Source organism: Selenomonas timonae, from assembly GCF_014250475.1.
Lineage (GTDB): Bacteria > Bacillota > Negativicutes > Selenomonadales > Selenomonadaceae > Centipeda > Centipeda timonae.
Genome location: NZ_CP060204.1, coordinates 376,592 through 401,740 on the forward strand (window position 1 = coordinate 376,592; position 25,149 = coordinate 401,740).

The 25,149-nt window shown below is 58.3% G+C and carries 24 protein-coding genes; 11 read left to right on the forward strand and 13 right to left on the reverse strand.

Going from position 1 to position 25,149, the window contains the following annotated elements:
• The first annotated feature begins 114 nt into the window (after positions 1-114).
• From H1B31_RS01760 to H1B31_RS01775, 4 genes are read left to right on the forward strand one after another with little or no spacing between them, the layout of a single operon-like run.
• Entirely contained in the window at positions 115-1,200 is a 1,086-nt protein-coding gene (locus H1B31_RS01760) for a hypothetical protein (protein WP_185980654.1), read from the forward strand.
• Positions 1,201-1,209: 9 nt separating this feature from the next.
• Complete coding sequence (locus H1B31_RS01765; protein WP_009441424.1) at positions 1,210-1,641, forward strand: hypothetical protein; 432 nt, start codon at positions 1,210-1,212, stop codon at positions 1,639-1,641.
• Positions 1,619-3,589, forward strand: a complete 1,971-nt coding sequence (locus H1B31_RS01770; RefSeq protein ID WP_185980655.1) for a suppressor of fused domain protein — start codon at positions 1,619-1,621, stop codon at positions 3,587-3,589. Before H1B31_RS01765 ends, H1B31_RS01770 begins: the two co-directional genes overlap by 23 nt.
• Before the next feature lie 13 nt (positions 3,590-3,602).
• A complete protein-coding gene (locus tag H1B31_RS01775; RefSeq protein WP_185980656.1) occupies positions 3,603-6,125 on the forward strand; it encodes a tetratricopeptide repeat protein in 2,523 nt (840 codons plus the stop codon).
• 68 nt (positions 6,126-6,193) lie between these two features.
• Here H1B31_RS01775 and H1B31_RS01780 read toward each other — a convergent pair whose 3' ends face one another.
• The 3 genes from H1B31_RS01780 to H1B31_RS01790 all read right to left on the reverse strand — a co-directional run bounded on the left by H1B31_RS01780 (position 6,194) and on the right by H1B31_RS01790 (position 8,853).
• Complete coding sequence (locus H1B31_RS01780) at positions 6,194-6,829, reverse strand: LUD domain-containing protein (RefSeq protein ID WP_185980657.1); 636 nt, start codon at positions 6,827-6,829, stop codon at positions 6,194-6,196.
• A 38-nt stretch (positions 6,830-6,867) separates the two neighbouring features.
• Entirely contained in the window at positions 6,868-7,953 is a 1,086-nt protein-coding gene (gene mqnE, locus H1B31_RS01785) for an aminofutalosine synthase MqnE (protein WP_185980658.1), read from the reverse strand.
• 132 nt (positions 7,954-8,085) lie between these two features.
• Complete coding sequence (locus tag H1B31_RS01790; protein ID WP_185980659.1) at positions 8,086-8,853, reverse strand: cyclase family protein; 768 nt, start codon at positions 8,851-8,853, stop codon at positions 8,086-8,088.
• Between the two features lie 835 nt (positions 8,854-9,688).
• On the opposite strand from H1B31_RS01790, the gene H1B31_RS01795 reads away from it, so the two are divergent.
• From H1B31_RS01795 to H1B31_RS01805, 3 genes are all read left to right on the forward strand, one after another.
• Complete coding sequence (locus H1B31_RS01795) at positions 9,689-11,716, forward strand: OPT family oligopeptide transporter (protein WP_185980660.1); 2,028 nt, start codon at positions 9,689-9,691, stop codon at positions 11,714-11,716.
• A 126-nt stretch (positions 11,717-11,842) separates the two neighbouring features.
• Positions 11,843-12,325 carry a DUF4879 domain-containing protein gene (locus H1B31_RS01800; RefSeq protein ID WP_185980661.1) on the forward strand — a complete coding sequence of 161 codons (483 nt, stop codon included), beginning with the start codon at positions 11,843-11,845 and terminating at the stop codon, positions 12,323-12,325.
• Between the two features lie 19 nt (positions 12,326-12,344).
• Positions 12,345-12,764, forward strand: coding sequence for a pyridoxamine 5'-phosphate oxidase family protein (locus H1B31_RS01805; RefSeq protein WP_185980662.1), 420 nt, complete (start codon positions 12,345-12,347; stop codon positions 12,762-12,764).
• A gap of 54 nt (positions 12,765-12,818) precedes the next feature.
• On the opposite strand, the gene H1B31_RS01810 is transcribed toward H1B31_RS01805, so the two are convergent.
• Positions 12,819-14,057 carry a M48 family metalloprotease gene (locus H1B31_RS01810; protein WP_226372121.1) on the reverse strand — a complete coding sequence of 413 codons (1,239 nt, stop codon included), beginning with the start codon at positions 14,055-14,057 and terminating at the stop codon, positions 12,819-12,821.
• A gap of 49 nt (positions 14,058-14,106) precedes the next feature.
• Complete coding sequence (locus H1B31_RS01815) at positions 14,107-14,340, reverse strand: hypothetical protein (RefSeq protein WP_185980664.1); 234 nt, start codon at positions 14,338-14,340, stop codon at positions 14,107-14,109.
• Between the two features lie 195 nt (positions 14,341-14,535).
• On the opposite strand from H1B31_RS01815, the gene H1B31_RS01820 reads away from it, so the two are divergent.
• The 4 genes from H1B31_RS01820 to H1B31_RS01835 all read left to right on the forward strand — a co-directional run bounded on the left by H1B31_RS01820 (position 14,536) and on the right by H1B31_RS01835 (position 19,087).
• Positions 14,536-15,786, forward strand: coding sequence for a WYL domain-containing protein (locus H1B31_RS01820; protein ID WP_185980665.1), 1,251 nt, complete (start codon positions 14,536-14,538; stop codon positions 15,784-15,786).
• Positions 15,761-16,747 carry a WCX domain-containing protein gene (locus tag H1B31_RS01825; protein WP_185980666.1) on the forward strand — a complete coding sequence of 329 codons (987 nt, stop codon included), beginning with the start codon at positions 15,761-15,763 and terminating at the stop codon, positions 16,745-16,747. Before H1B31_RS01820 ends, H1B31_RS01825 begins: the two co-directional genes overlap by 26 nt.
• Positions 16,748-16,840: 93 nt before the next feature.
• Positions 16,841-17,242: a hypothetical protein gene (locus H1B31_RS01830; protein WP_185980667.1), complete on the forward strand. Its 402-nt coding sequence runs from the start codon at positions 16,841-16,843 to the stop codon at positions 17,240-17,242.
• Positions 17,243-17,272: 30 nt separating this feature from the next.
• Entirely contained in the window at positions 17,273-19,087 is a 1,815-nt protein-coding gene (locus H1B31_RS01835) for a TM1812 family CRISPR-associated protein (protein ID WP_185980668.1), read from the forward strand.
• Between the two features lie 150 nt (positions 19,088-19,237).
• Here H1B31_RS01835 and H1B31_RS01840 read toward each other — a convergent pair whose 3' ends face one another.
• The 8 genes from H1B31_RS01840 to H1B31_RS01875 form a co-directional block, all read right to left on the reverse strand.
• The gene (locus tag H1B31_RS01840) at positions 19,238-19,660 is read right to left on the reverse strand and encodes a type II toxin-antitoxin system HicB family antitoxin (RefSeq protein WP_009441441.1); all 423 of its coding nucleotides are present in this window, start codon (positions 19,658-19,660) and stop codon (positions 19,238-19,240) included.
• Positions 19,657-19,845 carry a type II toxin-antitoxin system HicA family toxin gene (locus tag H1B31_RS01845; protein WP_009441442.1) on the reverse strand — a complete coding sequence of 63 codons (189 nt, stop codon included), beginning with the start codon at positions 19,843-19,845 and terminating at the stop codon, positions 19,657-19,659. The genes H1B31_RS01840 and H1B31_RS01845 overlap by 4 nt, the downstream gene beginning before the upstream one ends.
• A 51-nt stretch (positions 19,846-19,896) precedes the next feature.
• Complete coding sequence (gene thiW / locus H1B31_RS01850; RefSeq protein WP_185980669.1) at positions 19,897-20,385, reverse strand: energy coupling factor transporter S component ThiW; 489 nt, start codon at positions 20,383-20,385, stop codon at positions 19,897-19,899.
• Between the two features lie 10 nt (positions 20,386-20,395).
• Positions 20,396-21,196, reverse strand: coding sequence for a bifunctional hydroxymethylpyrimidine kinase/phosphomethylpyrimidine kinase (thiD, locus tag H1B31_RS01855; RefSeq protein ID WP_185980670.1), 801 nt, complete (start codon positions 21,194-21,196; stop codon positions 20,396-20,398).
• 12 nt (positions 21,197-21,208) lie between these two features.
• The gene (thiM, locus tag H1B31_RS01860) at positions 21,209-22,030 is read right to left on the reverse strand and encodes a hydroxyethylthiazole kinase (RefSeq protein ID WP_185980671.1); all 822 of its coding nucleotides are present in this window, start codon (positions 22,028-22,030) and stop codon (positions 21,209-21,211) included.
• Positions 22,027-23,202 (reverse strand): putative hydroxymethylpyrimidine transporter CytX, encoded by a 1,176-nt coding sequence (gene cytX, locus H1B31_RS01865; RefSeq protein ID WP_185980672.1) that lies wholly within the window; start codon positions 23,200-23,202, stop codon positions 22,027-22,029. The genes thiM and cytX overlap by 4 nt, the downstream gene beginning before the upstream one ends.
• A gap of 187 nt (positions 23,203-23,389) precedes the next feature.
• On the reverse strand, positions 23,390-24,349 hold the full coding sequence (locus H1B31_RS01870; RefSeq protein ID WP_185980673.1) for a PRC-barrel domain-containing protein: 960 nt from the start codon (positions 24,347-24,349) through the stop codon (positions 23,390-23,392).
• A 28-nt stretch (positions 24,350-24,377) separates the two neighbouring features.
• Positions 24,378-25,121, reverse strand: a complete 744-nt coding sequence (locus H1B31_RS01875) for a tetratricopeptide repeat protein (protein ID WP_185980674.1) — start codon at positions 25,119-25,121, stop codon at positions 24,378-24,380.
• Between the last annotated feature and the right edge of the window lie 28 nt (positions 25,122-25,149).

The following is a 25,149-nucleotide window of genomic DNA, read 5'->3' on the forward strand; positions in this document are numbered from 1 at the left end:
GACTGTTCTTGATGGTCAATCTTACCCAAAAGACCTATTGAAGCCGTAATACATCTATATTATCATAAAACAGATGAATATTCCCACAACAGGAATCACGGAAAGGAGCCGATCATGACGCTGCCCTACCAGTGCCCCGACTGCGGCACGGAGCTCGGCTACAAGGGACTCTGCTGGCGCTGCAGGACGGCGGCGAATCGCCGTGCGGCACTCGCATGGACGCCCGAGGAGCTCTCGGCAAAGGAGCAGGAGATCATCGCGCAGATCGAGGATGTTCCCGATGACTTCTGGTATCTGCTCTGCTGTCGCGGACGGCTCGCGCCGGAGATCCCACGCGCGGCACTCGCGGCACGTTCCTTCTGGCCCTCGGCACTCTACTATCATGCACCGACGGACGTGCGGGACGGACTGATCGCAGCACTGATGGAGACGGATGCCGCACATGAGGCGAACGAGCTTATGATGTGCCTCGGTATGCAGGGAGACGACCAATCCCTTGCGGCACTCCTTGCGCTCGAACGCAATCCGCGCCCGTGGCACGGGAAGCTGCACGTCGAGCCCTCCGTCTATGCGCAGTGCGGCGGCTGGACATTCGACCGCGAGGGACGGCGCCGCACGCTGAACTACGACACCTGCTATACGCTGGTGCACGCCGCATCGGAGGAAGAGCTCTGCCGCTCGCCCGTCCGCATTGCCCGACCACGGGAGGAGAACTGCCCGCACTGCGGCAGCCGCATGGCGGATATGCTCGTCCTCGACGGACGGGATGCGCGCCTGCGCTTCCTCGGCATCGACGGCATCCTCACAGCGACCTGCTGTCCGAACTGCGTTGCCTATGCAGAGCCGATACTGAGCCGCTATACGCTCGACGGCGGCAGCGAGGTGCTTTCCTACGAAGATACGGGCGATACCACGTATATCGAAGAGGAGCTTGTCAGGATTTTTGAAAACGATCTCATCCTCGGCGAGACGCCCGTTCCTCTGTTCTACGGCGCACGCTTCGAGGACACCTGCACGCTCGGTGGCTTTGCGCTCTGGTGGCAGGACTGGGAGTATACAGCGTGCCCCGACTGCGGGCAGCCGATGAAGTACCTCATGCAGATTCATTGGGAGGCGCTGACGGACTATATGGAGGGCACGCTCTACATCGAGTTCTGCCCCGACTGTCAGCTTGTCTCCATGCAGCACCAGCAGACGTGAGGCGCAGCCATGACCGACCATGATGATACCGTACTTGCAGAAAAGTTTCGCACACTGTACGCGCACCTTTGCCGTGAGCGCATCCTCCCATCCATGCCGGTCACAGAGGATGCCTCGCCCGCACAAATGGCGACAGCTCTCCGACAGGCACTATGCAATGCCTACCCAGCGACAAAGCTGAAGCGCATGATGAAGAGCATCCATTACGCCAACGCCTTCACCGACACGGTGCTCAGGGAATGTGCCTTTACCCTCGACGATGTCAGGCAATACCTGGCACGGAATCACTTCCTTGACCACGACCGCTCCGTTGATTTCTTCAATGAAAAAATTACGGCGGAGGGATTCGTCATCACACCGACAAGCCTTCTGGAAACGATGCTGGAGAGCCTGCTCCTCAGTCATAAAGGAGAACACGATGAAAAAAATTGGCAGAAATAACTCTGCATATAAAAAGAAAGCCCCCATGCCCACAGAGGTCTATACTGAGGAAGAACTGGAGACCGTCGAAAGTTACATTGAGACGAACTTCGGCACGTATGCAAACGTCTTTCATGAGATTGTCTCGCCGGACATCCACCTGGACATCTGCATTATCGATCCGACCGAGGAACGCAACTACTATATGCTCGTCACCCTCGGAATGGGCGCGCACCGCATGAACGTGCCAAAAGAGCTCGCCGAATATAAGCTCGAACGCGCGGAACTCGCGATCGCCCTGCCCCCCGACTGGAAGATCCACGAGGACGACGAAGTGCACTACTGGCCGATCCGCCTGCTGAAGAACCTCGCACGTCTGCCGATCGAGAACGATACATGGCTCGCATGGGGACACACGATCAGCAACCGATCGCCCTATGCCGCAAGCACCAATCTGCGCGCTGCCCTGCTCGTCAGCGCGCAGGTCAAAGGCGGAGGAGACACCGTCTGCCCCCTCGCGAACGGCGATGAGGTCAATTTCTATCAGATCATCCCGCTCCACAAGGACGAACTCAAATATAAACTGAAACATGACGCTAATGCCCTGCTCGACCGTTTCGCCGAGCGTCGTGTGAGCTTCGTCATTGATCCGGAGAGGCGCAGCGCACTCGCGTCCGAGGACTTCACCGATCTCGTAATGGACAATGCGCAGTGGCACCTCGACAGCCTGCGCGAAAAGAAGCTGCCCGTGGACGAAATCACGGCGTACAACCACCTCGCGATCTATCTGCGCTACTGCATCGAGCACGAGCTGATGGCGGATTGGTTCGTCCGCCAGTATGCGGCGACCGTCCGCGCTGTGCGGGAGCATCCGGCAGATACCGACCTGCGCCCCTTTATCCGCGACGACCTGCACGGCATTCTGATGCGCGGTTTCTTTGGCGAGGAGGGCACGGCGTTCGCACAGTATTACTACGATGGTGAAGCTCCCTCCTTCCCCTCGGACATCGACAACTATGCCCTCTCCTACTTCGGTGCGGCGCGTTACCACTCGAACGAGTTCAAACAGGAGGCATACCTCTTTGTCCCGTTCGACGAGGACTACTATGCGGCGATGGCGCAGCTCATCGCACAGCGATGGGACGCATGGAAGCGGAACAGCGACGAGCGAAAGGAAAATGAAGATGAGGCGCCAAGCGACGTCGCTGCCGCAATCATGCAGTACCTGAACTGCGGCAGGGCGGACTGCTCCCTGATGTATTTCCCACCGATGGCGGACGATGATCCGATTGTCGCGGCATATAGTTACGCTGCACGGCTTGGCGTCCGCGAGGGCTATGTCCCCCTGCTCATCGTCCCGAGCGATACACTGTGGGAGAGCCTGACGATGAATGTGGAAGCGGAGAAGGGCGCGTTCAAGGACTATGATTTCGATGCCGATGCCGTGGAAAAGTACCGCAAGAAAATCCTTGCACAGCCCATCGGAGACGGCAAGTTGATTCTGACGGAGCGGCTCGGCGAACGTTTTGAACTGAGCCGAGAGGAGGCACCGGACGATGGAGATGGGGAAGAGTTCCGTGAGACCGACCACTTTATCAGCTACTGGGACTACGAGACGCAGAAAACGCAGCCGATGATTCTCGCCAAGATTCCCGTGAAACATCCGTGGACAGTGTTTGCATATCTGCCGTTCGGCGGGTGGAACGACTGCCCCGACACCGCCGCGCTGATGGCGGTGTCGAAATACTGGCACGAACGGCACGGCGCTGTGCCTGCCGTCCTCACCTATGATACGCTCGAATACAGCGTTCCCGCGCCCATAGAGCCGCAGGAGCGCGCCTTGGATCTGGCGAAGGAGCAGTATGCGTTCTGCGCCGACATCATCGATCAGGGCACGCCTGGCATGAGCGTCGGCAAGCTGGCAAACGAGCTGCGCAGCTCGAATATCTGGTATTTCTGGTGGGATTAAGAAAGGCTTTTCTATGACCTTGTTGGAGCAGTGCCAAGTCTGGCACGAGGCGAACGAATTCACAAAGATCATCGAGGCGCTTGAGGCGCTGCCCGCAGAGGAGCGCACGCCGGAGACGGACTCCGAGCTGGCGCGCGCGTACAACAATGCAGCGGATCTCGGGCAGAGGGACTATTACGAGCGTGCAATCGAACTCCTCAAACCGCACGCAGAGCATTTCGAGGGCGATCATCTCTGGAACTTCCGCATGGGCTATGCCTACTACTATCTCGACCAGGAGGGGCGTGCCCTGCCCTACTTCGAAGCGGCGCTCGCCGCACTCCCCGGCGATGCGGACACGGAGCAGCTGATTGAGGCGTGCCGCGAGCGCATCACGCTGCCGCTCTTTGAACGGCCATTCCGCACGCGTGTCACGGAAGCATGGAGTGCATTCGAGGAGGCGGAGGCAGACCTGCGCGCGCTGATGGACGCGGAGGATCAGGGCGAGGAGATGATCGCGCGCTGCGGAGACATCCTGCACATTGCCTTTGACGACGTGTCGTTCGAGATGGGGAAAAGCGCGGAGAAATACGAGCTGATCCTCTCGCCCGAGGGGGAGCGCCGCAAACTCTTCGCGCTCGTCTATTTTGCACGCCAAGCTCCCGCCTCTGTGCTGGAGCACTGGAACATCCGCGTCGGACGCGCGGCATCCGTCGGCTTTGCCCTGCGTGCGAAGGAGGACAGCGTCGAGGCAAAGGACGTCACGGTCTATTATGAGCGCGCGGAAGAGTCGGAAGTCACGCTCACGCTCTACTGCAAAAAGCTCCTGCCGCTCCTGCAGAGGGACGAAAACAGAGTGTGGTGGATGCTCACCCTGCTCCTCGACCAGACGCTCGGCGAGATTGCCGCCATGCGGCTTCTGCACGATCTCGATATCGTCGACACGCCGCAAGAGGGTGCGTCGGTCACGCTCAGAGAGTTGCCCGATGCCCTCCGCGCAGAGGGCCTTTCCCTCACAAACGACGCGGAGGAATATCTCGATAACGCATACCTTGCCTACGAGCGTGAGCCGGACACCGGCTCTGAGCTCACTTGGCGTGACGATATCTATACGGGCCTCATACGCCTGCCCTCCGCGATCAGCACTTATCTGTCCGGCGACCCGAAGCTCGTGGACGACTACCATGCGGACGGGATTGTGGCTGGCTTTATCGCCTATCCGCTGATGGGCGCACTCGACGGTGACGCACAAGCTATTCTCGATTTCCGCGATGATCTTATCACGGCGGTCACGAAGGCTGCGGACGGTGATGCCTTTTGCCTCCTCGGTGCCGCGACAGGGACGGAGGTCGGCTATCTGGACTTCCTCGCGTGGGATGCGCAGACGGTACTGGATGCGGCAAAGGCGCACCTCGAGCAGAGTGAGCTGCCTTGGGCGGTCTTCCACTCCTTCCGCCGCGATGCACAGCCTGTTACCCTGTTTGACCGAACAGAAGACGAGAGCGAAAAGAATGCGGGCACGCCCGCAAAGTCCCTGCTCTCCGCCGCCGCAGTCAGGAAGCTCGAAGCGATGGACGAGGGTTCGAGCGGCTATTTCTACAAGATGCTGAACTATCTCGACGGCTACATCCGCAACGGCGTCATCAAGGGGAATTTTACGCGCGAGGAGGCGCTCGCCGATCTTCAAATCGCCCTCTGGTACGCCTATGCGTGCAACAACATCGACGACTATGCGTACTACTACCAGAGCACAATGTATCTGGCGGCAGCAGAGGCGAATGCGCGTGGGTGCGGCACGTACTACTATCGCTACGCCGTCGCGCTCATGCACTGCGGGCGGCTGGACGATGCGCTGCGCTATGCCGAGCAGGGCGCACGCGAGGAGCCGGACTATCCGTGGGTTTATCTTGAACTCGGCAAGCTGCGCGCTCACTTTGGTGACCGCGATGGTGCACTCGACGCCGTGGCAAAGGGGCTTGCGCTCGTGCCGGACGATCATGAATTTCTGACGCTTGCACGTGAGATCGAGGAGGGTGCAACCATCGAGCAGATGTCCTACCACTGGATCGATCCCAACTTTGACCGTGAACTGCAGGAGGCGACGGCTGAGGGAGAGGAGCTCGCACCGCACCCAACCGTAGATGCGACGGAGGATATGTACGAGAAGCAGCGCGTCATCGCGTGCATTCGCGTGAACGAAGCGGGGCTTGCCTATTTCCGTCAGCTCTTCCGCCCCGACCCGCAGGACTACGAGAAGAACGCGCCCTATTGCAGCTTCCACTATCCCGTCGGCGACACGCAGGTGCAGCTCGTCTTCCGCATGAACGAGGCAGGGATCTCAAAGCGCGATCCTGCATGGCTGCGCACGCAGAAGACACGCCTCGACGACGGGCGCTGGGCGAGCCGCACGGACGAGCAGGGCACGGGCGTCCTCACCGCCGTGCATTTCGAGCTCGACAACAGTGTCACACTCGTGTATCAATACCCGTGGCAGGAGAATCCCGTCTACATCCCGCTCGATGAGGACGGCAACCCGAAAGATGAGGCGGAGGAGTAAATAACATCATACGAAAAGGCGGCATAAAGCCGCCTTTTCTTGTGTCCAATGTGTTGATTTTGCTGCTTTTACAGCCCCAATTCCTCCTCGATCAGCACCAACTCCATCGGACGGTAGCTCATTTTCTTGTAGTGAATTGTGAGGGCGTTGCAGATGCGTTCGAGTGCCGCGCAGTCGTAGCAACGCATACCGTCCTTTGCGCAGGGCGTCTTCTTCCCCTTGCGGTGTGCATTGCGCGGAGCGGCAATCTCGTGGATGCGCGCAATCCCCGCCTCGATGTTGGGGACGAGCTTATTGATGCCGACGACGAAGTAGGTCTTTTCATGCCCGAAAAGCGAGCCCGCGACACGATTGCCCGCACCGTCCATGTTGAGAATCTGCCCCTCTTCCGTGATGGCGTTCGCTGAGAGCAGGAACACATCCGTCATCAGCGCCTCTCGCCCTGCCGCGAGAAATGCCTCGATGCCGCCGACGTGCCCCGCGCGCGGCGGGTCGATGACCTCGTTGTGTTCACTCAGCCGCTCATAGAGGGAAAGGGCGCGCAGCGTTTCGGAGTCGCCGAAGCCGACACGCTTGCCGCGAATCTCGCGGGCGAGATAGTCCGCCGCAGCCGTGCGCTCTGCGAAGCGTGCAACATCGTAGCGATTCCTCTGGAACGCCGCAAGCGTGCGGACAATGCGCTCCTCATATGCCGTGTCAGACATTGCCCTTCCTCCTTCGCTCGGGACATATTGGCAGAACCTCAATACGTCTCAATAATATTGAAGTTCGAGTCACACGCGGCGGGCGTACGCCCGATCTCGCGGATGACGCGGATGATATGATCCTCCGAGAGAGCGCGCGGACTCTTTGCTCCCGCATCGTGCAGGATTGTCTCCTTGTGCACTGTGCCGTCAATATCGTTCGCACCGAAGCACAGCGCGACCTGCGCCACGGGGACGGTCAGCATGACCCAGTACGCCTTGATGTTCTTAAAGTTGTCGAGCATCAGACGCGAAATCGCAATCGTGCGGAGATCGTCCCACATCGACGTCTGCCGCACCGTCCGCCCGAGCTCCGTATTCGACGGCAGGAACGGGAACGGGATGAACGTCTGAAAGCCGCCCGTCTCGTCCTGCAGATCGCGCAGACGCATCATATGCTCCACGCGCTCCTCGTGCGTCTCGATGTGTCCGTAGAGCATCGACGCATTCGTCTTGATGCCGAGTTCGTGCGCCGTGCGGTGCGTCTCGAGCCACTCGTCTGCCGTCGCCTTGTTCGGGCATAGCTCCTCGCGCACGCGGTCGGTCAGGATCTCCGCACCGCCGCCCGCGATGGACTGAAGCCCCGCCTCCTTGAGACGCACGAGTACCTCGCGCACCGAGAGCCCCGAACTCTTTGCAAAATGCGTGATCTCCACGCCCGTAAAGCCCTTCAGGTAGAGCGTTGGAAATGCCTCATGCAGAGCTTTGAGACGCATAAGATAGTCCTCGAACGTCCAGTCCGGGTGCAGACCGCTCACGACGTGCAGCCCCGCCAGATGCGGATCACGCATCGCATCCGCAACGTGCGCCACCGCATCCTCCACGCTCATCTCATAGGCGCCCTTGTCTTCGGCATCGCGTCCGAACGCGCAGAACTTGCAGTGCGCAAGGCAGATATTCGTGAGGTTCACGTGACAGTTCACGTTGTAGTAGACAATATCGCCGCATTTCTCGCGCCGCACGCGGTCGGCAAGCGCACCGATCCATGCGATGTCACGGCACGCAAAGAGCCGCAGCCCATCCTCGCGCGTCAACCGCTCGCCGCACTCGATTTTTTTCTCAATATCCAAGTATTCGCTGTGCAATCGTTCTTCTCCTAAAATAGATATATTCGATTGAAAATTCGACGCACAACAGTAAAACTCCTGCCAATATACCCGTGCGCAGGGCAAACAAAAGGACTGCCACTCTAACATGCAGCAGTCCCGTGCCTATCTTTACTTCTTCGGTGTAATCGCAATCACGCGCGCAGGCAGCCCCGTCGCGCCCTCGATGTTCGGCCACGCGACGAAGAGCAGCGCGCCCGCAGGTGCAATGCGGTCAAGATTCGTCAGCACCTCGACCTGCAGCTTCCCCTTGTCGAGGATATAGCGCTCGCACGCAAGATCCCCCGCCTTTGCCGCCTCCACCGAGGCGTCCGTGTCGAGTGTCTCATGCCCGCTCGCCGCTGCATTGCGCGTTTCGTAGATGTACTTCAGCGCATCCATCGACCAGCCGGGGAAGTTCTCACTGCCGTCCTCCGCCGTGCCGGAGATCGCATCCATATCCGGCCAATGTTTGCTCCACCCCGTGTAGAGCGCAACGAACGCACCGTCTGGGATTGCGCCGTACTTCGCCTCGTACGCCTTGATGTCCTCCACCGTCACCGCATAGTGCACATCGCGCGCGACCTGCTCCGTCACGTCGATCACGCACAGCGGATAGAGCATGTGCTGCGCCCCGTAGGACTCAGCAAGCGGACGGTTGCGGACGAAATGCCCCGGAAAGTCGATGTGTGTCCCAAACTGCCCCGGAAACTTGAACGTCTGGATCAGGCAGTCGAGCATCGGATTGCCCCAGTCAAAGCAGGTCTTCGACAGCTCCACCGATCCCTCCGGAATCCCCGCCCAATACGGACTGTCGTTGTTCAGCGGATGCGTCAGATCCACCCACTCATACGCGTCGGACTTCAGCTCGTCCAGAACATTCCACAGATGATATGCCATATCCCCATCTCCTTTATTTCATATAAAAAATATATGTTTATCCTATGACAAAACGGAGAATTTGTCAATCCTCGTAAAATAAAGTTTTTCTCAGCACGGTATTGACAATCTTCTGAAGTTTGACTATACTAAAGATAGTTAAGGAGGATTCGTAGCAGCCTGATTCAGGACAGGCAGCGTCCATACGATCCGTAAGCGTGTGGGCAGAGTTCTCCGGAGTTTCCACAGTGTTGACCGACGGTTGTTGGAGAGGGATTACGGCGGTGCAGCTTCGCTGGCTGAGCGGAGCCGGCACGGCCGGAGTTCCCCGACGGACTGGGAGGAGATTCCGATGGGTCATTGAGTGGCCGCAGGGTTGTCCGCACGAGTGCACAGCGTCCTAGCACGTGATGGGAAGAGGTGCCGAGCGAAGGTGCGGCAAGGAGGATGCGGCAGCCCGCAGAGGACGGGCGCAGGGGCGTATAGGACACAGATATGAGATCGTTTTCCCACGAGTGGAGTCGTGGCGTCTGTGCCGCATGTACGTCGAGGTAGTTTCTCAGCGTTTTGTTTTTCAGCGTTTTGGAGGAAAGTTCCCCACCACATGCTAGCTGCGGAGAGGAACGAAGCAAAGATCGTTTGGATGCAAGAGAGTTACCTATCACTTCCCGTATTTTCCTCATGACCGCCGACAGGTGACGAGAAAGCCTGTCGGCGGTTTTGTTTTGTCCAGAGTTTTTATTTTTCGCAAATTTTCTGTATACATAAGAATCTGTGATTTTACATTCCAGATTTCTATGCTATAATACTGATGTTATTTTTCAATTTACCGAAGAAAAGGATAGGTGGTTATCGCATGAAAGATTCGCAGAACGAGTTCATGCAGCACGAGCTCAGACTCCCTGAGCTGACCGTGCGCGGCATGCTGCTCGGCGCGATCCTCACGATCATCTTCACTGCCTCGAACGTCTACCTCGGCCTCAAGGTTGGTCTGACGTTCTCGTCCGCGATTCCGGCGGCGGTCATCTCGATGGCAGTGCTCAAGATGGCAAAGGACGCGAACATCCTCGAGAACAACATGGTGCAGACGCAGGCGTCGGCGGCGGGAACGCTGTCCGCCATCATCTTCATCATCCCGGGTATGCTCATGATCGGCTACTGGCAGGGCTTCGAGTTCTGGCAGACGCTCGTCGTCTCGGCGTGCGGCGGCTGTCTCGGTGTGCTCTTCACGATTCCCCTGCGCCGCGCAATGGTCGTGCACAGCGACCTCGCCTACCCCGAGGGTGTTGCCGCTGCTGAGATTCTAAAGGTCGGCAGCCACACAAAGGAGGACGGCAAGTCAGACTCAGGTCTGAAGGAAATCCTCGCAGGCAGTGCCGTCGCGGGCATCATCGCATTCCTAACGAACGGTCTGCAGGTGCTCGGTGGCTCGCTCTCGGCGTGGTTCCACGTCGGCCGCGGCATGACCCAGCTGCCGCTCGGCTATTCCACCGCGCTCGTGGGTGCGGGCTACCTCATCGGCATTGCAAGTGGACTTGCCATGCTGGTGGGTATCGGCATCGCATGGGCGGGCTTCGTCCCCTACTTCACCATGACGGAGGCTCTGCCCGACGGCATGACCCTCCAAAAATTTGCAGGAGCCGTCTATCAGCAGAAGGTACGCCTCATCGGCGCAGGCGCGATGGGCGTCGCAGCGATTTGGACGCTCATCACCCTCGCCCGCCCCGTCATCGACGGCGTGAAGGAATCCATCGCAGGCGCACGCGCGGATGACGCGGAAAGGGGTCTGCACCGCATGGACATCGACATGACGATGAAGAGCATTGCGCTCGTCTTCGGTGTGACGGTCATCGGACTTCTCGCGATCTTCTACGTCTTTGTCAGCCCCGAGAACATCCCACCGAGTCAGAAACTCATCTTCACCATCGTCGGCGTCGGTGTCGCCGTGCTCATGGGATTCTTCGTCGCCGCTGCCTGTGCCTATATGGCAGGGCTTGTCGGCACATCCTCGAGCCCGATCTCGGGCATCGGCATCCTCGGTATCATCGTCGCCTCCCTCGTCATGTACTCGCTCTGCGCCTCGTTCGGCATCTTTGACATGCCCGGCGGCGAGAAGTTTGCGACGGCGACCGCCATCTTTACAACCTCGATCATCCTCGCGATTGCGTGTATCTCGAACGACAATATGCAGGATCTCAAGACGGGCTGGCTCGTCGGTGCAACGCCCTGGCGTCAGCAGGTCGCGCTGCTCATCGGCTGCGTGGTCGGCGCGCTCGTCATTGCCCCCGTGCTGAACCTCCTCTACGAGGCATACGGCTTCCCCGGTGCAATGCCGCGCGAGGGCATGGATCCGGCACAGGCGCTCTCCGCACCGCAGGCGGTACTCATGACGACGATTGCACAGGGCATCTTCTCGAGCAAGCTCGCGTGGGAATACATCTACATTGGCATCGGTGTCGGCATCGTGCTCGTCCTCATCGACCTCTTCCTCAAGCGCACGACGCGCAATCTCTGCCTACCGCCGCTCGCTGTCGGCATGGGCATCTACCTCCCGCCCGTCATCCAGACACCGCTCGTTGTCGGCGCGATCCTCGGCTACTTCCTGAATCGCCACCTGCGCAAGACGGGCGGTGCGGAGGCGGAGGCGACGGGTCTCAGGCGCGGCACGCTCTTTGCCTCGGGGCTGATCGTCGGCGAGTCCATCGTCGGCGTCCTGCTTGCAGGACTCATCGTCCTCTCCGTCTCGAACGGCGGCGACGAGAATCCGCTCGCGATGGTCGGCAGCGACTTCGCCGACACCGCCGAGATGCTCGGCCTCATCGTCTTCCTTGCCATCCTCGCCCTCTTCAGTAAGGTGGTACTGAGCGGGAAGAAATCCTCGTAATCATACGCTAAACACGTCGGCAGCATCCTGCCGGCGTATTTATATGTTCAAAATGCCACAGTTCTGTGATACAATACAGTCACAGATCGAACTTTTGTCCTAGTCACAAACAATAAAGGAGGTTGTATGCGTCAAATACTTTGTACGCTCTGCGCCGTGTTCGCTCTCCTCTGCCTCGCCTCTGCGGCGCAGGTCAGCGCCGCGCCCGCACCCGCGCTCACGCAGGTTGTACCCATCGCGCTCCGCGCAGAGGAGACCGTATGGATCCCTGCCGAGGAGGCGTACCCGAACCGTCTGCCCGAGGGCGTGGTCTTTCGTGGAGAGCACCTCTACGTGAAGACCCGCTTCATCGGCTACCCCGCGTGGAATCTGCTGACGTATCGGAGCGTGTCGGAGACGGGGCGCGACCTCTCCTATACCGAGGTGGAGCGCAGACCGCTCACAGACAGCACACGCATCATCATCGGCTACGAACAGACGGTTATGATCCCATTTGCAGAGCTCGGCACGGGCGAAGTCGACCTCTGCATTGCGGCAGCCGATGCGGGGAGCGGCGCGCCGAGATATGCCTATGTCCGCGGGATACGGACGGAAAAAGCACCACAGTAAGGAAACAGAGGGAAGAGAAATGAACATGAGGGAAGAATTCGAGCGCATGATGCGCGAGCAGTACGAGATTGCACTCGCGACGATGACGGACGGGCTGCCGCATGTGCGCATTGTAAACTTCTACTATGCATCTAAGGAGCATCGCGTCTACTTCGCCACGCTGAAGGACAACGAGAAGGTCGTCGAGCTTGCCGCTAACCCAAACATCGCCTTCAGCACCGTGCCGCACAACAACACGATGGAGCACATCCGCGCACAGGGACACGCGGTCAAATCTGCCCGCACGATCCACGAGCTCGCCGATGTCTTTGCGGAGAAATGCCCGCGCGTGCGCGAGTTCATCAACGCCGTCGGCGACGACCTCATCCTCTACGAGATCACGCTGACAGAGGCAGTCGTAAACCTCGATCTTGGAAAGCGCGAGACAATCGTACTCTAACACAAAAAGGCTGCGAAGCGAATTCGCAGCCTTTTTGCATCCATATTCTGTCAATCACCTTCTGCGCGGATGCGTACGATCGTACTCCTCCATAAGACCAATAATCTGATCCATCATCTTAATCTCAGCTTTACCATAGATGCTGCTATTAAGATTCTCTTCATAAGATCGCGTCTTATCGTATGCAATCAAATCAAGGATCTTAACCTCTGAACCATCCTTGCTCGAAAACACAACATAACTCATTCTTGGGATGTTTGGATCATATCCATACCGACTTTCGCTCGGTGCAACAACGCTTATGTTTTCACGATGAAAAATATCTTTTTTAATTGCCGCAGCAATCTGTCCTGCAATGTAAAAGCTGCGTTCTACATCAGCAACATCCATACGTGAAGGAATATCAAGGTGTACTCTGTCTAAGAATACGTTTCCATAACTATTAACACCAACCCGCCCATTCGAACTTTTCTTAATATAATCTGCCACGCGATCAAAACGCTTTTGTGTCTCAGGATGAGGGTTTCGGAAATTCTTAGGGCGTTTTCCATCGGGATAACGAATCTCTTCAAGCTTCATGAACCTATAAAACTTCGTTAACGCTCCACCAGTTGAATACTCAGGAACGTTTTCAAGGAATTTAATCCCCCACTCGTCAGCACCCTTCTCCTGATTGAACGACATCTGACGATCAATAAGTGTATCAACAAGGTTCACACCAGCACTCTGAGCGAGAGCGCCACCAACAGATCCAGCCTGTCCACCAAAGATACCAACAAGTAGATTCAAACCAAACTGTTTATCATAACCCTCAAGATGATCTTTTCCAGCCCAATGCCCGAACTCGTGCCCCATCACAAAAGCAACAGACGACGTATTATAAATATTTGACCTATTCATTGGGCGTAGGTTGTTACTATTCGTATAGCCGTCATTCTGATAAGTGTTCATAAAGTTCACCATCGAATCCGCCATATACGAATACCCGCCCCGGAGCATAAATGCATTCGGATGATCGGAATGGTACAGCTTCATCGGCGCCAGCCAGCGCGTGTGCCTGCCGTCATTCCAGTTGAGCTGCGTGGGGTTGCACTCAATCAGCCGCTTCTGGATCTCGACGATGTCATCGTCCCACGCGACATCGTACTTCTCCTCCGTACGCTCCGCCGCAGCTGCACCGATCTCGCGCTCCTCCGCGCTCGTCATAAAGTGCGCCTGTGCAGGCGAGAACGGCTGCGCCGCTGCCAGCAAAAGCCCAAACATAAGCCCCATGGAAAATATATACTTCTTCATTCCATACATCTCCTTTGTAAATCTCCTCCCCATCCGTAGGGAGTGTCCCTTATTCCTCTCCTCGGTGCGCTGCCCGGCGCACAGCCGGCGTCACATACTTTTTCGCAGCTGCCCATCCCCGCTGACAGCGTCGATTCTGCGTGAGATACCATGTGATCGGATACGCGAGCATCGTGAGCACCCTGATCGCCGTGCCAAGGGCGGTGTCGGGCGTCGTACCGAACAGCCGCGTAAAGACCTCAATGTAATGATAATAATACCACTCTGCAAATGCATCCAACATCAAATCACATCCCTTTCTTCATCGCCCCATCCGTGGGGTGTATACATCTGCTTCCCTGTGACGGGAAAGATTCGTATATTATCATGAGAAAAACGCCTTGTCAACTCCTATTTTCTGGATTTTCATAAAAATGCAGATTTTCTTCACGCCTGCACATCTCGCATGTTATAATGGTAAAAATGAGAGGGGGATGGCATGGGCACCGGCTTCAACAAATTCATCGGCGACTATGACACGCTGCGCCCGTTTCTGCGCCTCGTCTCCTACGGCTGTTACGACAAGGAGGCACTCGCGCAGCGTCTTGGACAGAGCACGCGCAGCGCCGAGGACAACTGGGCGCGCGTATGCTTCTGTCTGCCGGGGGAGATGCTGCTCTCCGCGCGGCAGTCACGCCGCGAGATCCACGGACTGCGCAGCGATCCCTATCAGCTCGCCGGCAACTTCCTCGCGCGTACCTATCAGATCAAGGCGCTCACGGGACGGGCAATCGCCTCACTCATCTTTCTCCTCCAGACGCTCGCCACCGCAAAGGAACCAATGCGCCAAACGGCGCTTGTCCGTGCGTACGATCTGCTGCCGATCAGCGAGCAACAGGCAGAGGCTGCGCCGAAGGTCAGCCCTGCAACCGTGTTTCGCCAGTTGGGTGAGCTGGAGTCTCTCGGGATTCTGCGGCGCACAATGCGAGGGAACGCCCTCTGCTACGCCATGGCGGAGCAGCCGCTCGCGGAGCTCACGGCAGACGAACGGCGCACGCTCTACTACGCCATCGGCTTCTATCGCTTTGTCGCCGTCCTTTCCGTGCCCGGATACTTCCTCGCGGCGACACTCCGCTGCCTATATCCGGAGGATGCGGAGCCGTTTCTCCCCGTCCAGATCAAGCACAGCCCCATCACGCGCATTCTCGACGACGAGGTGCTGCATACGATCATCACGGCCATCGAGGAGCAATGCGCCGTCACCTTCTCCTATCGGAATCGTGAGACGATCGCTGTCCCGCAGGAGATCATCACCGACTTTCACACGGGGCGGCAGTATATGTGCGCAGCCATACAGCGGAGGGGATCTGCCGCGTTTACAAAGACGTGCCGGTTCCGTATCGACTGCATGGAGCGCGTTGCTCCCGCAAAGCCTATATGCGCTGCTGCGTGCCCCGCACCGCCCCCGCATACGCTGACACTCACGCTCTTTTATGAGAGCGAACGTCACCGCGCGCGCCTCACACAGCGCATCCGCGCGCGTTTCCCCACTGCCGTCTTCACGGAAGGAGAGGGCTGCTTTTACGCCGCCGTAGAGATTGCGGACGATCTGAGCCTGCTCCCGTGGATCCGCACCTTTCACCCGTGGATCTGTATTGCAGACGATGCCTCGCCGTGTTTGGCCCGGCGCATGAGAGATGATGCCGAGGAGGCGCTGAAGAACTATGGCATACAGCCCGCTCTTTCATGAGGTTCACTCCTATCCATACCTCTGGCTCTGCCTCCTCTGCAACGAGGTTCATGCGGGCGCCGGACTCTCGCGCGCAGACATCCTGCGCCGCCTCGGACAGATGGAGGGGCTCGACCTCGTGGATCACCTGAGTCAGGAGCGTCTTGCAGCGCTGACGGACGCGGTCTTCTCCTTCGACGAGGCGGGCAGAGCAGTCCTCGCAGCAGATCTCCCCGTTCCCCATCGCCCGACTACGGATGAGCTGCGCTGGCTGAAAACCATGCTCACAGATCCCGCGGCAGCTTTCCTTCTCCCCAGAGAATTGCGCGAAAAGCTGTGCACGCGCCTCGCCGACGTACCTGCCTACCCGACACATATATGGCAGGCAGAGCGGGAGCAGGGCGATGATCTGCCCGCACTCCAAACGACGCTCGCCTCATTCTGGCAGGCGCTGACCACAGGACACATGATCTCCTACGTCAACATCGACGGCCGCGGCAAACGCCACGCGCACACAGCTGCGCCCTGCCGTCTGGAATACGACGCGCAGAGCAATCGCTTCCGCGCGATCGTCTGGGATACGGTGGAGATGCGTGCGGTCAAGCTGAACCTCCGCAGTATCCGCACACTGCACGTGCTCGATGCGCCCATCCCCGCAGATACCGAGGCGGACTTTCGCGGATTTTTGGAGGGCAGGCGCCGCAGCTTCCGCATGCGGGTTCTGCCGCGAAACAACGCCGTCGAGCGCTGTTTTATGATCTTTGCCTGCTACGAAAAAGACGCCGCCGTCGACAGCGCGGACGGCAGCTATCTCCTCACCATCCACTACTATGACTTCGACTACGAGGAGGTGCGCCGCCACATCCTCTCCCTCGGTGCCGCCGCCATCGTGCTCGCGCCCGAGGAGCTCCGCAGCTCCGTCGCCGAGACATGGCGCACGGCATGGCAACGCGCCCACAGCAATTTTTCTCCTATGCAATGAACTCCACAGGTTTATTGCAATGACTTCATTCCTCCGATTGGATATAATACATCCTGTCAACAAGAGAAGTTAGGAATCAAGGAGGAAAAAAGTATGAGTATCTTTTCGGCAATCATGGGTATGTTCCGCTCGTCGGAGGAAGAGGCACAGCAGACATGGATGGAGGATGAGCAGCAGCGGCAGATGTTCGAGACGATGCGGCAGTCGGACGAAGTGGCTCAGTGGACGACAGAGGAGGCGCAGCGGGTAACTGATGAGGCAATGTGGGAATCGGAGGAGAGCATGCGGATGATGACGGACGATATGAACAGAGCGATGGATGATGCGCATTGGGAGGCGGATGATATGATGAGTTCCTCGGATGACAGTGATTGGAGCAGCGACAGCAGTTGGGACAGCGGCGATAGTTGGGATAGTAGTGATAGTTGGGGGAGCGACGACAGTTGGAGCAGCAGCGATGACAGCTCATGGGGAGGAGGCTCCGACTTTTTCTAAGGAAATCTCTCAAAGCACTGAGAAGAAAGGATGATCCTCTTGGACAAAAAGACCTACAACATCATGATTGCATTTGTGAGCAGCTTGCCCAGAATCCCGGAGACGGTGGAGTATAGCGGTGCGGACGACGGCACCGCTTTTTGTGGTATACAGACCAATGAGGCAGGCATCTATCAGCTGCAGCACAGTCTCCGCGAGGCGGGAGGACTGGATCGGATCATCCTCGTCACAAGCAAAGCGGTCAGAGAAACGCATTTAGGGGAGGCATGGAAAAGTCTTTTTGAGGAATACGGGTGCCCCGCCATGTCCGCCATCGGCTTCTTAAAGGAGCGAGTTAAGGAAAAACACCCGGAACTCGCAGAGCGATTCGAGGAAAGCGCCTTCGATGAGGACGCCGGCACGGAGGGGGCAATGCGCTACATCGCCGCCCTCGGCGACGTCATCCAGCGTGAACAGGAGGCGGCGGAGGCAGCGGGTCTGCACGACATTGTCCTGCACGCCGACATGACGGGTGGATTTCGCCATACCTCGATGATGATGCTCGCCATCATGCAGCTCTCGAAATACATGGGCATTCGCATTGGTCACGTCCTCTATGCAGGAAAAGATCGGAATGCACCAAAGGGGAACATTGTGTTTGCCGACGATATCCATCGCATGTTCGACATGATCGCGGGCATGGACGAGTTTCAAAAATACGGCAGCGTACAGGCACTGGACGAATACTTTGGTGACACCAGAGCGTACAGCGAGCCATTCCGCAGCCTCCTCGGCGCAATGCGCAGCTTCTCCGACGCCATACGCATCTGCCGCACGAGCATCATCGAGAAGGAACTGGAAAGCCTCGGCGAACACATCCGCGTGTTCCGCAATCAGAGCGGCGGCCCCATACAGGAGGAGCTCTTTCGGCGGATCATCCGCGTACTCGAACGGGAATACGGCACCGTCCTCGGCAGCGGCACGAGCGAGGAGCGCCGCCTGAACATCATCGCATGGTGTCTGCGCAAGAAATTCCTTCAGCAGGCAATGACCCTCTGCACCGAATGGATTCCGCAGATCATCGTGGATAAGAGAATATGCTATACAGAGGATATTTTTGCCATGCGCAGCTGTAGGAAAAAAGCAAAGAGCAGTCTTCGCAGCTGGCAGCAGGAATTCATTATTTCGCATGACTCCACAAACAGCCAAAAAGAAGAAAAAATCCCTTATGGTGATGCAGGCGACATGTTCCGCTATATTTTGAAATACAATCGAAACGACCTTATCGCGGAGCTGCCCGAGGATTTACAGAAGCCCCTACACAGCTTCTTTCATGCCTACAACAGTAAACTTGGCGTATACGCCAACAAGGATATATTACTGGATTCGATCAATACCAATAACGCATCCCTAAGGCGAGCCATCGATCAGCTCAAGAAATCTGCAAAACAACAAAAGCAAGTGAAAGGGTTATTCTATCGGCTGATCCCCGAGCGCCTCGGATTCCTTTCCGAAGCCCTCGTCATGAAGATCTTCAGCCTCTCCGCTGCGGATATTGCCCGCCCGACAAAAACATCTGCACCGCAACCCACGGTCGAGGATCTGCGCGCGCAGCGCGAGGAGAAGTGGGCAAATCGCGAAGCAGATTACCGCAGGATGTTCAGCGATTCAAATCGTATAATGCGCAGCGACCTGCCACCCGATGAGGCACTTGCTTACCTGCGCGGCTACTTCGACATCCGCGAGGAGCGCAACCAGTCGAACCACGCTGTCGTCACTGCCGATCAGGAGAGCAGCAAGCTCGAAAAGACCATTACAGCATACATCGAAAAACTGCGCGCCTATCAGCGCGCAGTCACCCCCTGAGCCATATATACGGAAGAGGCTGTTGTACGAAGTCATTTGACTTGTGCAACAGCCTCTTCTATTCACCGCTTAAACGCTCTCCAACCACGCGACTATCACGTGGTTTTTCTTTATACGTAGAACAGTCGATGGATGCTCTATGTTATTTCGTTAAGTAGAAATCCCACACTCCCTGCGGATTGCATTCTGCAGGAGCTGAGAGAAGTTGATGTTGCGTTCGCGCGCAAGCGTATCCATCCATGCGGGGATGGTGAGGGTCTTCTTGACCGAGCGGCTGTCCACGCGCCGCAAGTACGCCGCCTCATCCCACGCGATGAGCGTCGTAAAGTCGCGCCCGCTCGTCTTGATGTCGGCGGGGTCAGTCGCAGGTGGGAACGGCTTCTTGTCCACTTTCAGTGTGTAGAGGTAGAGTCCGAGCGCATCTTCCGCCATAGAGATTGCCTCGTCGAGTGTATCGCCTTGTGTATAGCACCCCGGTAAGTCAGGAAAAAAAACAGAGTATCCCCCAGCCTCCGGTTCAGGATGAAAAACTGCGGTATATTGTTTTTTCGACATCTTAAACCAACTCCTCATTTTAATCCTGCATCCCGTAAAATAGAATGTAGTATCCCCGGCTTCATGTCCGTATTATGTAGTGGAAGCACAATAGTCATTGGGTTTTCATCATGTTTTAGTATATGATGTGAACCGTGTACACGCTCAACATACCATCCATGTTTCTTTAGGATTTTCAGCAATTCCTTCGAGGTCGTAGCCATCGCCTCCTCACAGTAAAGCTGACTATATACTAACACATATCAACACGTATTTCAATCCCGCCGAATCTTCGGCAACAGGAACCGCAGGAGGACATACGCGAGGATGCTGCCCGCGCCTGTGGAGAGGAGGAAGGGGACAATGTAGACGGTGTAGCTCGCGGGCGTCAGCCCCATAAGGAGGGCAGCGACGGGATAGGCGGCGAGTGCACCGAGGATCCCCGTGCCGAGCATCTCCGCGATGCAAGTGAGTTCGAGACGGCGTGTGTAATAGAAAGCGAGCCCCGCGAGGAGTGCGCCGATCATGCTGCCGGGGAATGCCATGAGGCTGCCGAGCCCCGCGATGTTTCTGAGGAGGCTTGCAGCGAATGCAACGCCGACCGCCCACACGGGGCCGAGGAATACGGCGGCGAGGATGTTAACGAGGTGCTGCACGGGGGCGCAGCGGCTACCGAGCACGGGGAAGCTGAAGAGTCCGCCGAGGACAGCAACGGCAACGAGGATGCCGGCGAGTGTGAGTTTGCGGGTACGTGTGTCAAGCATTGGAGTCTCCTTAGATGTATTCACTCTTGAGGTCAAAGCTGTGCGCGAGCGGGCCGCTGCCCGCGCCGAGGTCGAGCCCCGCTGCGAGTGCGCCAGAGAGGTACGCCTTGGCACGTTCGACCGCGCTGTCGAGTTTCATACGGCGCGCGAGATTCGAGGCAATCGCACTCGATAGAGTGCAGCCCGTGCCGTGGGTATTCGCGGTCGCAATGCGCCGCCCCTCGAACCAGCGTGCACCTGCCCCATCGACGAGCAGGTCGTTTGCATCGTCAACGCTGTGCCCCCCCTTCATGAGGACGGCGCTGTGCGTACGCTCGTAGATGCGCGCCGCTGCCGCAGTCATCGCCGTGCGGTCGGTGATCGACATATCGGCAAGCACCTCCGCCTCGGGGATGTTCGGCGTGATGATCGCCGCGCGCGGCAGGAGGAGTTCCACGAGCGCATCGACCGCATCCTCGCTGATGAGCCGCGCACCGCTGGTTGCAACCATGACAGGATCGACAACGATATTCTTTGCCCTGTATTCATCCAGCTTCTCCGCAATGACACGGATGAGCGCCGCATCCGCGACCATGCCGATCTTCACGGCGTCGGGCGGGATGTCGGTGAATACGGCGTCGAGCTGCGCCGCGAGAAATGCGGGCGGAACGGCGAGAATATCAGTGACGCCCGTCGTGTTCTGCGCCGTGAGTGCGGTAAGTGCACTCATGCCGTAGACACCGTGCGCGGTCATGGTCTTCAAATCCGCCTGAATGCCCGCGCCGCCGCTCGAGTCGCTGCCCGCAATCGTGAGTGCCGTATACATTTTCATCGTGTTCCCTCCTCAAAGTTTGGTGATGCTCGCGTGTGCCGCAAGTTCTTCGTCTGTCATGCAGTAAATGCTGTCGATGATGCGCGTGCGATACGAGGCGTTGCCGTCATGTTCCCCCATACGATCCCAAGCGAGTTCCCCCGCCACGCCCATAAGGGCGACCGTCTCCGCGACAGCGACAATGGGATCGCTCGGTGCTGTGACAAGTGCCGCCGCAAGGAGCGCGGAGAGCTGACAGCCCGTGCCCGTGACCCGCCCCATCTCGGAACGTCCGTTACGCACAGCATAACAGGAGCTACCGTCCGTCACAAGATCGATTGCGCCCGTGACAGCGACAAGTGCGCCCGTGCGTGCTGCAAAGGCGCACACGAAATCTGCCGACGCTGAGAGGTTCTCCTCGGTGACGGCATCCGCCGCATCCGCATCGACGCCCGAGGTCGTGCCCGTACCGACGGCAAGCGTCCGAATCTCGGAGATATTGCCGCGCACAAGAGTGGGATGCACTTCATCGAGGAGACGTATCGCGGTCTCGGTGCGGAGCTTGCTCGCGCCCGCACCCACAGGATCGAGGACGACGGGATGCCCGAGGTCACGCGCGCGCTTTCCTGCGGCGTGCATGCTCGGGATCGTACGCGCGTTCAGCGTGCCGATGTTAAGGCAGAGCCCCGCAGAGAGCGCGGTGATCTCCTCCGCCTCCTCCGGGTCGTCCGCCATGACGGGGCGCGCCCCGATGGCGAGCAGGACGTTCGCCACATCGTTGACCGTGACGTAGTTTGTGATGCAGTGGATCAGGGGCGCAGCGAGGCGTATCTTTTCGATGATGGAGCTGTTCATTGGGATTTCCTTTCAAATATGCGATGCGTCAGCAGTGCAAGCACGAGGGTGATTGTCATGGTCGGCAGTGTACTTCCGACTGGAGTGTCGAGTGTCATGAGATAGCGATAGCAGAGGAATCCGACGAGCCAGACAGCGAGGTTGACCGCGTGGACGGAGCGCCCCGTCGCATCCTCGCGCAGGATGAAGTAGCTCGCAATCTGGACGGCGATCATCGGTGCAAAGACCGAGCCGATGATGTAGAGGAAGCCCGTGATGTCATCCATCGGATAGAGGGATGCCGCGACCGCGCCGAAGACAGTGACGCCGATGCCGACCGCGCGCCCCGAGATGCCGCGCACGATGCTCTCGCTCGAGATGCCCGCCGAGTAGGCATCAAGGTAGGTGGTTGTAACCGTCGAAAGGACGACGACGCCGAGCCCCGCCGCGCCGAGCCCTGCGTGGAGCATGATCTGCGCGATGTCCGACTCCCCCGTGAGGATTGCCGCCCCCATGCCGATGAAGTACATCCAGCAGCTGATAAGACCGTAGACAACAGCGCTGACGGCGGCAGCTGCGGCGGGTTTCTCCGCCTCGCGCGTATAGTCCGAGATGAGCGGCAGCCACGAGAGAGGCATTGCAATCGACAGCTCGAGCGCCATCGCAAAGCTCATTGCCTCGCCCGCAGGCGAGGACTCCGCCGCGCCCGAGCCGCCCATGATGACGGAGCAGAGGAGCACGGTGAGAAGGAAGAGCGCTGTCATCGCGACGACGTTCACGCGCTCAATGCGCAGGATACCGATGCGAATCCATACAATAATCAGAGCCCCGATTACGAGACACCAGATCCAATGCGATATCGCCATGACACTGCCCGCTGCAAGCGCGCCGTCATAGATCATGATGCTCGTCCAGCCGATGAGCTGCAGGACGTTCAGTGCAGCAAAGAGGAGTCCACCGCGCGCCCCGAACGCCATCTTGACCGTCTCCATCGCGCTCCGCCGCGTCCGCGCGCCGATCAGCCCCGCAAGGAAGAGCAGCGCGCAGCCGATCACGTGCCCGACAACGATGGCAATACCGCCGTCGCGAAAGCCGAGCGGCGCAAAAAACGTGCCCGTCAATATCTCCGCGAGCGAGACGCCCGCACCAAACCAAATCAGCGCATTCGCGCCGAGTCCTGTCCTCTTTTCCATGATGAATCTCTCCTCACTATGTGGGGATACCGCCGCGTAATATCAAAAACGCGGCTATGCCAATGACATAGCCGCGCTGCGTGCGTCTTTCCCTACGTTGGCATTATCCAAATCAGGTCGTGGGTCGGGACGCATTGTCCCCTCTCAACCGCCGCATGGCAGCTCCCCTATTCTATTATACTTGCTCTTACTGTGCGCTCATCGACAGCTCGATGAACTTATTGCCAAGCTTCGCCTTCTGCAGGACTTCCTCGGTGATGTCCGCGCCCGCCTCGACGATGACAACGCCGTTGTCCATCTTGATCGTACGCGTCGCCTTCTTGCCGAGCAGGAAGCGGCGATGACGATCCTCGTTCACGCGATCCGTGCTCTTGTCCTCAGCGGGCTCTGCCGCTGCCGGCTCCTCGGCAGGTGCTGCGGGCTCCTCCGCAGGAACCTCAACGGGTGCCTCCTCCACAACAGGCAGCTCGGGCTCAGCAGGAGGCTCTTCTGCAGGTACGGGCTCCTCGACCGGAGCCTCTTCCACCGGCTCCTCGGCGGGAACCTCAGCAACAGGAGCCGCAGGCTCCTCCACCGCGGGTGCAGCAACTTCAGCCACCGGCTCAGCCGCAGCCTCTTCGACCACGGGCGCTGTCACAGCGGGTGCCGCCGGTGCAACCGCTGCATCAGATTTTTTTCCGGCATCGCCCTCCGGGGAGATAACCGTAACTTCCTTGCCAAAGATCGAGACCTGATCCGCCGTCACCTCGGAGGTCGAGCCCTCGGGCGTCGTGATCTCGCATTTCTCAATGTTGCCGTCGTCACCGATGAAAATCTCGGTGATCGTGCCCTGAATGACACCCGTGCGCGTGATTGCCTTCGTGCCGATGACGCGGATGTTGTCGTCGAGCAGGGTCTCGAAATCGCCCGCCGCATCGAGCGTCAGGATGTTCTCGCTGTTGTTGATCGTGACGGCATCCTCGCCGACCGCAATGACATTATCGTAGGGAATGAGCTTGACTCCGCGATACCAGTCCTCGTCCTCAATTGTAATTGCCGCTACAACGCGGTTCGGTGCATCGATGAGAAGGGTCTTGCTCATGCCGAGCTCGCGCCCCTCGGTGATGCTGATGACGGGAAGTCCCAGAATGTCAACGCTTTTCTTCATGTGTATTCCTCCATTTTACTATAAAATGTCAGGTGTTCGGCTCATCTGCGCGCCGATCCGCCTCCACAATGATCTCCTTTGGAACATCGCCAAAGGGGAGCGAGGGCGTTCCCTGCGCCGCGAGCATATGAGAAACGACGGTCAGGGCTCTGCGGGAGCGCTCAAACTCCTGAGCCATGACGGCGTTCTGTGCAATGATGGGAAGCGCGCGCGCCTCGTCAAAGAGGCGGAGCGCCGCATCGTAGTCCCCGCGTCGCTTGTAAAGCGTCGAGAGCTCGATGATGAGATACGGCATATAGGAGTCATCCGGATAGCGCGCAAGCGCTCTGCGATACGCCGCAATGGCACGCAGCGGCTCGCTCTCCGCCGCCTCGTATGCAATATCCAGCAGTGCATCCAGACTCTCCGCTGTCAGCTCCGGCAGCTGTGTCAGCTGCGGCTCAGGAAGCGTCTCCGTGGGGAGCTCGCACTCCTGCGTCTCGGCGTAGACCGCCGGTGCAAGCGCGGGCACACGATCCACCGTCGGCGTCTCTGCCTCCGGCTCTGCCGCGAGCGCCTCCTGCATTTCGACCGTCTGCGCACGTCGCCCTGCACGCGCCGTGAGAAAGCGGTTGTAGAGCGTTACAATGAGTCCCGCACCCGCAATCAGCGCGCCCATCTGCATATAGTAGACCTCGGTGAGCGGCGGGCGCAGAGCGATCAGCCCCGCAACGACGCCGATGCTTATCAGGACGGCAAAAATGAGCGAGGAAAGGCGAATCTGCTGCTGCAATGCCGTCGCCCCCTTTTCACACGACCAA